This is a genomic window from Rickettsiella endosymbiont of Aleochara curtula, from assembly GCF_964030935.1.
GTDB lineage: Bacteria > Pseudomonadota > Gammaproteobacteria > Diplorickettsiales > Diplorickettsiaceae > Aquirickettsiella.
The window spans coordinates 22,106-34,571 of record NZ_OZ034990.1; the positions used below are offsets into that span (position 1 = coordinate 22,106).

Sequence of the window (12,466 nt, forward strand, 5' to 3'; positions counted from 1 at the left end):
AGAAATAAAAAACTACCATAAATGGCAATAAGTAGGAATAAGCAAAATTACCTAACTTGTTGATTTAACTGTAATTATTTGTTTTGTGGTGTTAGTATTTGTTATATGATTAAGACTTTTAATCTATTAGTCGATGGTTCGATTCCATCGCAGCCCACCCGTAAAATCAAACACTCACTAAGCTTCCTTATTAATTAATACTATTTTGATTTCTGTGAGTCTGTCTATTTTTAATACATGGGTACAAAAATAGTGGTATTGCCTTGTGCTACATTAACAATCGTTTTACGAGATCCTCTTAAAATACCCGGTCCTAATAAGGCATTGTTAAAACTCAGTATGGAACCCACTAAATAAATAGTTTGATATCCATCGTAGTTAGCGTTCCTATTTTTAGAAGAATCATTTAAAAGTAGAAAAAGTGGTTGTCCAAGGAATGGTTGCGCAATATAGTCAGATTTTTTTTCATTGAGTACCGTCGAAATCTCAGTAAGAGGGGTTTCTTTTCCAATATACATACCTTCTCCTTTACCTGCAGAATTTTTTTTTAAAACCCAATTTTTGGGGTTAGATTTTATAGTTTGTACTGTACTATCACTTAAGAGATAAGTGGGTACAATATAAGAGGCTAATCGATTACATTTTTCAGAAGAAATATATTTAGACATAATAGTCTTATTCGATAAGATAGATAATAGGCGTTTGTCGTGTACGATGAATATCGTTCTTATATCATTAAAATATGTCGAGGCATTTATTTCGTTAAACAAATCTGGCTCTAAATTTAATAATTCTTCTTGATGTAAATTAAGGATAATTTGGGAATAATTATTTCCTTTAATCAGTTTGTTTGTAAAAAGAAATTCAGATGATATAGGTAGTTTCCATTTTAAGTTAGGTGAAGTTTTTCTCAATAGGTTTTTTAGTAAAAAAATATCAAAGCTTTTTTCTTTATAAAAATAAATATGAATAGGCTGTTTATTATCAAAAAATTTCGTGAAAACTTCTACAATTTTGAGCATTTTCGCATTATAGGAAATTTTACCTGCAAAATCCTTGTGCATTTCATTATATAAACAGTGCAAAAGAATAAATGAATTCAAAGGAAATCGAGCATTTATTTCACATATTTTTATCTGGTATCGTTTATCAAAAAGAAAATCGGGACGAATAGCGCCTATTTCATAGGGCTTATCTTTTAAGTGTTGTAATAATTTGAGTGTTTTATTATTTAATGAAATAATCTGTTGCAATGCAGGATCACAGAAAAAATTAGTTACAATCTTGTGTATCGCTTCTATGAGCAAGCTATGGCAATCATTAATCTGGTGGATCAACGCCTTATCAAATCGTAACGGATAAGGATTAATATCAAATTCATCGAAACGAATAGGCTTATACTTTTTATTTAAATTTTTTATTAAACTACGCTTGTCTTTTTGAAATTGAGCATAATTTATTAAGGTTTTTGTCCTAAAATGTTCTATAGGTATCATAAATATGCTAGTTTTTTTAAAAAACAAAGATTTTTAGGTTAATTAATTACTAATAAGAAGGGTGTAAAAAAAATCGAATTCGTTGCAAATGCCTCATTGGATCCTTTATTTGAGTTCTCGCATGAAGAAATTTCTTATTATTTAAAATAAGTATTTGATTATTCTTTAAAAGTACTCCCCGACAAAATTTAGGAGAATAAATTAAATGTTCTAATTCTTTTATTGCCCGGTGCTGTTTAATGGTTAAGCCATAAAAATCAATAATCTCGCGTCGATAACGAATATTGAAATTCTGATCTATGATACAAGCACGTATGAAATCAATTCCCTTGAAAAATTCTTTAGGCACTTTTATCGTTATCGGATAGTTTTGCAGTATTGTAAGGGATTCTTTAGATAATGCATCAATTAACAATTTAGCATCGACGATTAAATTTTTCCCGCCCGATTTTTGATCGGCATGTAATACATACAGTGCAAAATAATCGGGTATATTTTTTTCATAGGAACAATCGGTATGAAAATGAAATTCATGATCTTTATGTGACCGAGCAATAGGTTGGGCCGCTTTATTTTCCACAGCTAGTTTAATATCCCATATAAAACTAGTTTTTTCTTTATGAAAATGCAGTACGCCTAATTTTTGGATAATTTTTTTAAACGTAGCACTATTGTCTTGATATTTTAAAGTAAGTACACTTATGCCGTATGCGTTTAACGTTGTTGCAAGATGTGTATAAGGAATAGCTTTATGTTGTTCTATTGTATAGTAACAGGGTGCAGAGAGCTCCAGTTTACGACTGTTGCGAAAAATACTTTCTAGATTATAAGTGCGCAACAGGCTTAATTCTTTATCGACATACATGCTGTAAATTTCTGTGCGCGTTTATCAGCATAATTTAACCATAACTGCCAACAACTTTTGCACTAGGTAATTTCAAATTTATCAAACAATTTCTCATCGCCTTCAGCAATTGCTTTTGCGTTCACGGTAATTTTTTCAAACGACCAATTCCACCAGGCTAGATTAATTAATTTGTGAATTGTTTCATCGTCAAAACGTTTGCGAATCAATTGCGCAGGATTCCCACCAACAATTGAATAGGGTTCTACATCTTTGCTTACAACAGCTCGCGATGCAATAATGGCTCCATCACGCACTTTTACTCCAGGCATAATTATAGCGTCGTAGCCAATCCAAACATCATTGCCAATAATAGTATCGCCTTTATAATTGGGTGTAAGCGGCACAGCTTGCCATTGGCTACCAAACGCACGAAACGGGAAACTCGAAAATCCATTGGCTGCATGATTAGCTCCATTCATAATGAAGCGTGCATTAGTCGCTATTTGACAGAACTTGCCGATAATTAGCTTATCGCCAATAAAGTCAAAATGATACAACACGTTTTTGTTAAAGTTCTCAACATTTTCAGGATCATCATAGTAGGTATAGTCACCTACGATAACGTTTGGGTTGTTCACAATATTTTTTAAAAAACACAGCCGATCTATATTAGGCATGGGAAATTTACTATTTGGATTAATCATATTCTGTTTTCCCCCTGGGTTAGTCGATATAACACGTGCCGACAAAGAGGGTGATTTATTGGTAGCTTTGGGTGATCAAAGTCGTCATGAGGATTATGATGCATACCGATCTTTTCCATCACCCGACGCGATCGAATATTTTTTTCTACGGTAAATGAAACAACTTCTTCTAACTTCAGTGTGGTAATAGCAAAATCGACTACCGCTTTTGCAGCCTCGGTAGCATAACCCTTCCTCCAATGTTGAGAGCCTAATCGCCAACCAATCTCAACAGCGGGCATAAAATGCGCCTCAAATGAAGGAATCAATAACCCTACAAAACCAATAAATTTACCCTTTGATCTTAATTCCACAGCGTATGCTGTAAAACCATATTTTTCATAGTGATTAATAAAACGTTGAATTAAAGCTTTTGTCGCAGCTCGATCTCCAATTTTAGGTAGAAATTCACAGACTAAAGGATCTTGATTAATTGTCGACATGGGATCAAGGTCTTGTTCTTGCCAAGTTCTAAGTATTAAACGTTTCGTTTTTATGATAATCATTACTGATTTAAAAATTTATTCTCGCATTGAGAGGGGTGTTGTTTTTTTAATAAGTAACCATTAAAGTATTAGCCTTTTAATCTAGGCTATTCAACCCTTGCTGATAGGATAAGCGCTATTTCCTTAATTGCGCAGGCCTGGTTTCTTTTTCTTCTGAGTCTGCTGTGTCGGGTGCACGCCAAAAACAGATTTTGTCCGGTAAAAACTTAGAAAGCTTTAGTCCCGATTGCTTGGATTTCAGCGAATCTGATTGCGAGGTGGGTGGGTACCAGGTTTGCCATTCAATCGTGCCGTCAGGATTTATTTTAGTGATATCCCCAAATATGGGTTCTTCATTTTCTTGTGAGATAAGTAGAGGCGCCGCTCGATTTTTTTTTAATTTTTTTAATTTTCTAAATTTATTTTTTGCGATGACGGAATCGGACGCGGAATTAGTGGTTGACTCTTGAATTTCAGAAAAATTTTCTTTTGCAGTAGGAGAAGTTTTATTAGCGAATGGCTGAGAAGTTGCTATAGTGTTGCTTGAGGTAAAATAATCGGTTGGCGATTCTCCAATTCTTTGGAAAAAACTTTCGTACAGTTCGTTATTGATTACAAATTCTTCGTAGTCTTCAGTGGAATCTTTATGAGCAAGCAATTCATTTCGGTCTAAGTTTGTAGCAGATGTGCTATCAGGGAGAAAATATTCGGTGGGCTCTACAGCGACGGCCTGAATATTTTCATATTCATGATGGGATAAATCAAGATTAGAGAAATTTTCAGATAAATTTTCATAAATGCTTGGTAATACTTCAAGCTGCTTGGCCCTGACCCTTCTAGGTTTTTTTTTTCGAGTAGAGCGATTTAAATGAGGTGGTTCTAGTGGTTTTTCATTTAAAAAATCAATATTCACATATTCAGGATCAGCCAAGGGCCTAAGTGGTTTGGAGCGTGATCGTTTACGCGGCGTTTGCTGAGTTAGGTTCTTTGTATCTGCATGATCAGTTGCATTAAATGCAGCACTAACTTCCTCTTCTGTAGGAGTAAATCCCTGTTCGAATTTATTTCTTATTTCATTAAATTTTTCCACAATAATTTTCCCCTTTGATTTTTACTATATTCATTATAATACTTTTTATTTAGAAAATAAAAAAATTAATAAAATAAATTTTAAATTATGCTTAGTAAATTTTTTTTATTTTATTTATTTAAATTAGCCGAAGTAATGAGTTGAGAGAATGCAACACACCAAACTACTACAGAATGTATTTTCGACATATCAACCTGACTGGGGATAACATAAACTTGGCTTCCTTGAAAGCTTTTTAGCTTACCTAAGTCATATTTTTTTGAGTGTTGAAAATGGTTATTGGTTTTGATGTTTTTAGCATCGGATAAAAAAACATGAAAAGCGGGCCCAGGACCGACTTTGAAATTTTTATTCAGAAAAATTTCATATTGCTTATTTGATCGGTAAACGCTAACGGTTCCTTGGCCATAATGGATAAAATCTCTTGGATTGGGATGGATAAACTCGCCCGTTGCAACTACTGTTTTAGTCTCGATATTGGAAATTTTTTCGTTTAGTACGGGAGGAGAAAAAATGAAAGGATAAATAACCAGCATCATGCTTAGTCCTATTAGGAAGCCCAATAGCCCAGCAATGAGGGTCCAAAGCATATTGTTTCTCTGCATACTACTCCTAGTACGTTTCATTACAGCCTAATTATACCTGGGTAGAAGCAAAACAAAATAGAGTAATTGTTTATTTTTTGAGCTGCTCTGGTAACGGTTACTATTTAAACTTAATTCCACAAATTTTATCGATAAATCTAGTACAGAATTTTTAATAGTAAATCTTTCCTTAAGAATTCTTCGATATAATCGATGCGTACAGACACTCTTAAGCTTTAGTTATTTTAAAAATAAGTAAATTTAAAGGAGGTTTCGGTATGTGTCCTCAAAATAGCGATCTTATCCAGCGATCCGCCTCACGTGATTCATTAAATAATTTAGATGAGCTAATGGCAAAATGTGGATTTTCAGTGGATGAAAATAATAGTGAAAATGCCTTTGCGATAGCTTATGACCTTTTAACGCCTTATCTAGGAGAAAGGTGTATCTGGATGGGTAAGCAATATGTGCTGGATGAGGCATTAATTAAACAATATTTAGCCGAGACATTTTATTTTGTTGATGAAGCTTCTGGCGAAGCAGATATTCAGGAAGAGTCACCGAATTGGGTTAGTTTACTGAATACGGTTTTTATAGAAGGATTGGCGCAGGATCGTTTAGATTTAATTAAAAAAATAAGTTCTGCAGAATGGGATGAAATTTTTATTAAAAATTCCCGCGCTACATTTTTTCTACTTCACGTTCTAATACATCAGCCGTTACAAGTGACTTTGGCTTTAATTAATAAAGTAAGCTCAGCGGCGCTCCAACAAACTTTAGACAAATTATCCGCGGATCAATTAAATACTGTCTTAAAGTTCAAATCTATATTGGCTTGTAAACAATTGCTGAAAAAAATTGATCATATTCCTAATACCCCTTTGAGTTCAAAAACCAGAAAGGCTATCTATGCCAAAAACTTTGGGCTTTCTCCTTTTGATTTGTCCAAAGTTATGAATATATTTTTTAGTCCGTTTAATACTATTTCAGTAGGAATAAACAAATCAAAATTAGAAATAATAGCACGTGGGTTAACAGGTGCTTTGAAAAATCTATTTCTGTATCAATCACCGGAGGTATTGATTGAATTTATTGCTAAACTTCCTAAGGAACAGATATCTGAGATTGTTTTACCATTAGATTTTCCGGAATTAGAAAAACGTTTGCCTTATTTCTTATTATCTAAAAGTTCCAATTTGGCATCTTCTAAAGCTTTTTATAGTTATTTAAAAGAATATCAGCCATTAACCGATAAATTAATTTTTCATTATGATCCGCTGTTATCAAACTGTATCGATTTTTATTTTGAAGGGAAAGGTAATATAGCACTGGAATTAAGGCCCGCATTTATTAAAGGCTTGCAAGCTAAAATTAACCTATCTAAAAAAGCCAAAGCTTTTTTGGAGGTTTTGCAAGACGCTATTCCAACGACTTCAGTGTACGCAGTTTCAGATTCTGAAATGCCCTCGACTTCCAACACTGTATACTTGAATCCCGATCCACAAACCATATGGAGATATGGAGTTCTGTCTTGGCATTATTACCGGCAGCTGAGGCTGCAATCATATAATATTCTGCTGCAATCGGTATTGGATCAACTTTCCAGAGCTGATCTACTCTTTACGGGTAGCCGTGCAGCGTTTACTGATTTTTTTAGTGATAATACTCCAGCGGCTAATACTATTCGTAATGATTATGATGCACTGCAACGTGCTTTGATTTGTATCCAGGAATTTAAGGGTCTGATAAAAATTATCAAACCTAAGGATTGGCAGCTTTTTGTTGAACAACTAGAAAATTTAGACCGACGTCCTAAACTACGTAATAAAATCGATACATCTACCTATAAATATGTTCACTTAGAAGATAAGATAGTTCCCTATCAAAAAAAGCGACGACAAAAAACCAGTTATACGCACACCAAAAAAACCTCGACCACCTTACTTTCTCCACAAATGGCAACTTCTGTATTTGGAGAAAATGCTGCTAACACGCGTTTGCTCGTGGGCGTATTGTTTGACCAAGAGCAATGTGCAATAAAAGCGATGCTACTCAAAGATTCCGGAACAGTAGAGCACGCTTGGTTAGGTAATAAAGATCAAGTGACCGATTATAAGCGGTTAATCGCAAATGTTAATCAAACCGATTGGAACCTATTTGCAAAAGAGGTTAGAGATCGATCTCACCATAATGAAGTGTTGGCCAAAGTAAATAAAGAAGCGATGTGTGCCATTGTCATTGCCCAAGATATACCCGAAGCTCGACGCGAAGCCATCGAACGTCATGCAGAAATTATGGAAAAATTTTCTATTGATTTACCTATTATCTTTTATACTTCGTCACTCCGATCTTTACGGTATTATAGTTTAAACGAGCAACAAGATGACCAGCACGCTTGGCTAGAAAATCAAAAAGTATGTTCTCTGCGTGAGCAAATAAGTAAAGAAAATGTTCTAACTATTTTAAATAAAGCATTCAATAGAAATAATTGGCAGCTGGGTTTGTTTGGAAGCCGCACCCATATAAATAATAAGCCAGTACCCAATACCGTTGCCTTTATTGTCAGGGTGGTAAATAACGCTTTCCAATCAAAACAATCAGGTAATTTTAATTGCACCTGGGAAGAAGCAGAACAACAAATAAAAAAAATATTGGAAGAAAAAACGTCACAGGGTAGCTTTTTTAAGCTAGTGAAAGGGCGTTCTGATGATACAGTAAATTTTTTCAACGAATTAAAAGAAATTATTCCAAAAAATAGCTAAATGTTAATCAAGAAATGTAAAGAGTTGAGATGTCTTGATGTGAGTTTTTAATGGGTTATTAAGGAAGTATCCTATGGTTAAGCTAAAGGCTGCGGAAAGAAAATTTATGGAGTTTGCCTATCAGCAAGCATGGCTAAATTTTAAACTAGGGGGATAGGCGCTTACCCAAATGCAAAAACAGCAACAGAATAATTGATTATTTTTTGAGCTAGTCTGGTAACGGAGAATAAAATCTTTTAAAATGAACTAAAAATTGTTTATAGGAGTAAAGCTATGCTAAAACCTGTAATAAAAGTTTCTGTTCTGCTTGCTATGAGTTTAGTAGCCTTCTCTAGCCAAAGTTTGGCTTTATCTAAACCTAATGCACTTACAGATAATACCGCAGTCCCAAATAAAGATAACATTCAAATTGTGCAGTCAATGCCGATGGATTGGACCAATTTTCAGCAAGCATTTAATAATTTTTTGCAATTAGATTCAGCAATGACTAAGCAATTTTTTGCTAGTTCAGCGCATTTTAATCGCTTTATGATGCATGAAAATGCCAAACAGTTTCTAATCTCCTTTGATTTGCCAGGCGTTGATCCACGCAAAATTAAAGTTTCTGTTTCTCAAGGCATCTTATTTGTCCAAGCGAGAGACACGAATGGGGATAATCCTAAGCACAATGAAAATAATCAATATTATTTCTCGTATCATGTTGCTCTACCAGACAATGCCAACCCGCAAAAAATGAGTGCGAATTTGAAACGCGGTGTATTGCAAATTGCTATTGAAAAAACTAACAAATTGGCAGCAATCACCGAAATACCCGTCAAAGAAATCGCTTAAATTTAATGAATTTGCTGATATTGATCCTCTAATGGATTAGATTCTGGATAATACGACAGGTGGGTTCGGCGCGGTTTAAGGTATAAAAATGAAATTCCTTGACGCCATTCTGCAGTAAACTATGGCAAAGCTTACTGACAAATTCTATGCCAATTTCTTGTAAAGAAATCGGGTCATTGCTGTAGGTTTTAAGATGCTTATGTAACCATAAAGGAATTTCTGCTCCACATGCGCTAGAAAATCGCATCAATTTTTGATAATTCATAATCGGTGTAATGCCAGGAATAATCGGAATTCGAATAGAAAATTTATCGCAAGCTTCTAAAAAACGATAATAAGCATCACTATTAAAAAAAAATTGCGTAATAGCACTATTAGCGCCGGCTTCAATTTTTCGTTTGAAATTTTCAATATCCCTCGTTGGGGTGATAGCGCGCGGATGAAATTCAGGATAGGCGGCTACAATGATATGAAAAAAATTGCCGGTTATCTTGCGGATAGCAGTAATTAATTCACTCGCATAGTTAAATTCAATTTCTCTCTGTGTAGCATCACTAGGTAAGTCACCTTGAATGACCAATAATTGTTGTATGCCTAAACGTTTATATTCACTAAGCAGCTCTTGTAAGCGCTGATTGGTCATATTGACACAGGAAATATGCGGTGTTGCGGCGATTCCATGAGCTACAAATTGTCGCACCACATCCAAGCTTTTTTGCTGCATGGAACCGCCAGCACCAAACGTTACCGAAAAATACTTGGGTTTAAGTTGACATAGTTCTAGTCGTGCCTGATTTAGATCATCTAAACCTTTTTTGGTTTTTGGAGGAAATACTTCAACACTAAAACTAAATTTTTGACAAAATGACATGTGAGGACTCCTTCCTCGCTAAGGGTTGGTCAATAAGCGAGGTTTTCTCACGCAGTAATTTAGCCGCGCCTACCATGTTACGTAATGCAGCCGTTACTTCAGGCCAATTGCGAGTTTTTAAGCCACAATCAGGATTTACCCATAGACGTTCAATAGGAATATAACGTAATGCATGTCGTAGTTGCTCGAGCATTTCAGTTCGTGAGGGGACGCGTGGTGAATGGATATCATAAATACCCGGTCCGATTTCGTTCGGATAAGAGAAATTTTCAAATGCGTGTAATAGTTCCATTTTTGAACGTGAACTTTCCAGTGTGATAACATCCGCATCAAGCGCCGCAATCGCTGCTATGACATCATTAAATTCGGAATAGCACATATGTGTATGAATCTGCGTGCTATCTTTGACACCACAGGCAGCAATGCGAAACGAAAATACCGCCCAATCTAAATAATTTTGCCAATCTTTACGACGTAAAGGCAAGGTTTCACGAAAAGCCGGTTCGTCAATTTGAATAATAGTGATACCGGCTTTTTCTAGATCGGTTACTTCGTCACGTAATGCTAAAGCAATTTGCAAAGCTGTTGCTTGGTGTGATTGATCATCGCGAACAAAAGACCAGGCTAATATCGTCACAGGTCCAGTTAACATGCCTTTGACGGGACGTTTAGTGAGGCTTTGGCTAAAAGCCGACCATGCTACCGTCATTGCTTGTGGGCGACTAACGTCTCCATAAATAATCGGTGGTTTGACACAACGGGATCCATAACTTTGTACCCAGCCATTTTTAGTGAAAGCAAATCCATTGAGCAATTCGCCAAAATACTCAACCATGTCATTACGCTCAGCTTCGCCATGGACTAAGACATCTAAATCCAAGGCTTCTTGTTGAACGATTACATCGGCAATTTGTTGTTTTATTTTTTGTTGATAAATTTCATGCGACATTTTTCCTGATTTATATTCTTGACGAATTTTTCTAATATCAGAGGTTTGTGGAAAAGAACCAATAGTCGTCGTGGGTAGCAAAGGTAATTGTAAGGATAATTTTTGTTGTTGGGCGCGTGAAGTATAATCAGTATTACGCCTGCTCAGATCATGTGTGACTGATTTAATGCGATTCTGTACCAAGCTATTATGGATGCGTTTAGAAGTTTTACGTGTTTGCAACGCGATTTGATTTTCATGTAATAAATCAGTAATAGTTGGTTCATTCGAGCTTAAAGCATGCGATAACAAAGAAATTTCTGATAATTTTTGTTTGGCAAAAGCAAGCCAAGTTTTTATTTCTGGATCCAGTTTCGTTTCATTATCCAAATCTACCGGCGTGTGTAGTAGTGAACAACTACTGCCTATCCATAATTTATCACCATAAACTTCTCTGATGGGTCGGACTCTAGTCAATATTTCATTTAAATCGGCACGCCAAATATTACGTCCATTTATCAATCCCAGAGAAAGAATTTTATCTTTAGAAAAATGCTTTAAAAAGTGCTCCAATTGCTCAGGAGCGGTACAACAATCAATATGTAAAGCATCAATAGGTAATTGTTTTAATATCTCTAGCTGATCACTCACCGAACCAAAATAAGTTGTAAATAAACAGTGTAGAGTTTCAAAATTTAATTGCTGATATGTTTTAAGATAAGCTTGTTGCCAAGCTTCAGGTAGATCTAATATTAAAATAGGTTCATCTAATTGGATCCATTCAATATTTCTAGCACGAAATTCGGCAAAAATTTGATTATAGAGAGGTATTACATTATCTAATAAGCTTAACTTATCGAATTCTGAAGTAGTTTTACCTAACCAAAGATAAGTTAAGGGTCCGAGTAACACGGGTTTTATTCGATAAGCTTTGCTTATCGCTCGATCGACGGATGCAAATAAATAATTTGTGCTTAATTGAAAGTTTTGATTGGGGCTAAATTCAGGAACGATATAATGATAATTGGTGTTAAACCATTTTGTCATTTCACACGTGGTAGTTTCTTTTGCATCAGGAGCTTGACCGCGCGCCATACAAAATATCGTATTCAGATCGATTTTATTTTCTTTTGAACTATCTATAAAGCGCTCGGGAATAACGCCAAACAGCGCAGAATGATCTAAGACATGGTCGTACCAAGAAAAATCGCCGACGGTAATAAAATCGAGACCCACTTCAGCTTGCATCTGCCAATTTTTATCTTCAATTTGTTGACCTATTTGTTGTAGTTCCGTAAGAGATATTTCCTTGCGCCAATAGTGCTCAACCGCTTTTTTCATTTCTCGATTGGCACCGATGCGCGGTAAACCAAGTACATGTGATTGATTTGAACGAATAGACATAACAATTCCCTAAAAAAGTTAAAAAAATCCTTGTTTAAATTATAAAAAATATTAAAGCCTGCTTTAATGTTAGAGTAATGAGACTCTAGTGCATTAAAACAGGCAGGTTATAGGAGGTAAAAATAGACAGAATAAAAGTAGAACCTGCGAGACATGCTGGATAGCGATGAAATCTTTGAAATGGCAATAATAATCATCCATGACAATTCACTCTTAGTTGGTCTTACGACGAGAAATAAGTAGCGAAAAAAAACCACCTGGCTAAAGCTGCGGTGGTTTTCATGACGCTTTAGCTAAACTTAATATAGCGCCAGCAAGCTGTAGCTCAAATCGGCGCTTATCACACCGAAAAAGTATAGATGAAAAATAAAAATAATGCAAGATGATCTGGTTTAGATAAGATTTATTTATAAACAAGATCAATA

At 35.2% G+C, this 12,466-nt stretch carries 10 protein-coding genes; 2 read left to right on the forward strand and 8 right to left on the reverse strand.

Going from position 1 to position 12,466, the window contains the following annotated elements:
- Positions 1-230 precede the first annotated feature (230 nt).
- The 6 genes from AAHF87_RS00060 to AAHF87_RS00085 form a co-directional block, all read right to left on the reverse strand.
- Positions 231-1,496 carry a hypothetical protein gene (locus AAHF87_RS00060; protein WP_342146139.1) on the reverse strand — a complete coding sequence of 422 codons (1,266 nt, stop codon included), beginning with the start codon at positions 1,494-1,496 and terminating at the stop codon, positions 231-233.
- 49 nt (positions 1,497-1,545) lie between these two features.
- Complete coding sequence (locus AAHF87_RS00065) at positions 1,546-2,361, reverse strand: TauD/TfdA family dioxygenase (protein WP_342146141.1); 816 nt, start codon at positions 2,359-2,361, stop codon at positions 1,546-1,548.
- 62 nt (positions 2,362-2,423) lie between these two features.
- Positions 2,424-3,047 (reverse strand): CatB-related O-acetyltransferase, encoded by a 624-nt coding sequence (locus tag AAHF87_RS00070; protein ID WP_342146143.1) that lies wholly within the window; start codon positions 3,045-3,047, stop codon positions 2,424-2,426.
- Positions 3,044-3,592 carry a GNAT family N-acetyltransferase gene (locus tag AAHF87_RS00075; protein WP_342146144.1) on the reverse strand — a complete coding sequence of 183 codons (549 nt, stop codon included), beginning with the start codon at positions 3,590-3,592 and terminating at the stop codon, positions 3,044-3,046. Before AAHF87_RS00075 ends, AAHF87_RS00070 begins: the two co-directional genes overlap by 4 nt.
- Before the next feature lie 115 nt (positions 3,593-3,707).
- Positions 3,708-4,661 (reverse strand): hypothetical protein, encoded by a 954-nt coding sequence (locus AAHF87_RS00080; RefSeq protein ID WP_342146145.1) that lies wholly within the window; start codon positions 4,659-4,661, stop codon positions 3,708-3,710.
- A gap of 110 nt (positions 4,662-4,771) precedes the next feature.
- Entirely contained in the window at positions 4,772-5,251 is a 480-nt protein-coding gene (locus AAHF87_RS00085; RefSeq protein WP_342146146.1) for a DM13 domain-containing protein, read from the reverse strand.
- 272 nt (positions 5,252-5,523) lie between these two features.
- On the opposite strand from AAHF87_RS00085, the gene AAHF87_RS00090 reads away from it, so the two are divergent.
- Positions 5,524-8,007, forward strand: a complete 2,484-nt coding sequence (locus AAHF87_RS00090; RefSeq protein ID WP_342146147.1) for a hypothetical protein — start codon at positions 5,524-5,526, stop codon at positions 8,005-8,007.
- A 273-nt stretch (positions 8,008-8,280) separates the two neighbouring features.
- Positions 8,281-8,838, forward strand: coding sequence for an Hsp20/alpha crystallin family protein (locus AAHF87_RS00095; RefSeq protein WP_342146148.1), 558 nt, complete (start codon positions 8,281-8,283; stop codon positions 8,836-8,838).
- Between the two features lie 28 nt (positions 8,839-8,866).
- Here the strand turns inward: AAHF87_RS00095 and metF are convergent, their stop codons facing one another.
- Together metF and metE are read right to left on the reverse strand one after the other, a co-directional pair.
- A complete protein-coding gene (metF, locus tag AAHF87_RS00100; RefSeq protein ID WP_342146149.1) occupies positions 8,867-9,709 on the reverse strand; it encodes a methylenetetrahydrofolate reductase [NAD(P)H] in 843 nt (280 codons plus the stop codon).
- A complete protein-coding gene (metE, locus tag AAHF87_RS00105) occupies positions 9,687-12,041 on the reverse strand; it encodes a 5-methyltetrahydropteroyltriglutamate--homocysteine S-methyltransferase (protein WP_342146150.1) in 2,355 nt (784 codons plus the stop codon). Before metE ends, metF begins: the two co-directional genes overlap by 23 nt.
- Between the last annotated feature and the right edge of the window lie 425 nt (positions 12,042-12,466).

Bases quoted from the DNA above. Each gene is read 5' to 3' on its own strand.
- AAHF87_RS00060 (WP_342146139.1), bottom strand. From the start codon at position 1,496: ATGATACCTATAGAACATTTTAGGACAAAAACCTTAATAAATTATGCT.
- AAHF87_RS00065 (WP_342146141.1), bottom strand. From the start codon at position 2,361: ATGTATGTCGATAAAGAATTAAGCCTGTTGCGCACTTATAATCTAGAA.
- AAHF87_RS00070 (WP_342146143.1), bottom strand. From the start codon at position 3,047: ATGATTAATCCAAATAGTAAATTTCCCATGCCTAATATAGATCGGCTG.
- AAHF87_RS00075 (WP_342146144.1), bottom strand. From the start codon at position 3,592: ATGATTATCATAAAAACGAAACGTTTAATACTTAGAACTTGGCAAGAA.
- AAHF87_RS00085 (WP_342146146.1), bottom strand. From the start codon at position 5,251: ATGCTTTGGACCCTCATTGCTGGGCTATTGGGCTTCCTAATAGGACTA.
- AAHF87_RS00090 (WP_342146147.1), top strand. From the start codon at position 5,524: ATGTGTCCTCAAAATAGCGATCTTATCCAGCGATCCGCCTCACGTGAT.
- AAHF87_RS00095 (WP_342146148.1), top strand. From the start codon at position 8,281: ATGCTAAAACCTGTAATAAAAGTTTCTGTTCTGCTTGCTATGAGTTTA.
- metF (WP_342146149.1), bottom strand. From the start codon at position 9,709: ATGTCATTTTGTCAAAAATTTAGTTTTAGTGTTGAAGTATTTCCTCCA.
- metE (WP_342146150.1), bottom strand. From the start codon at position 12,041: ATGTCTATTCGTTCAAATCAATCACATGTACTTGGTTTACCGCGCATC.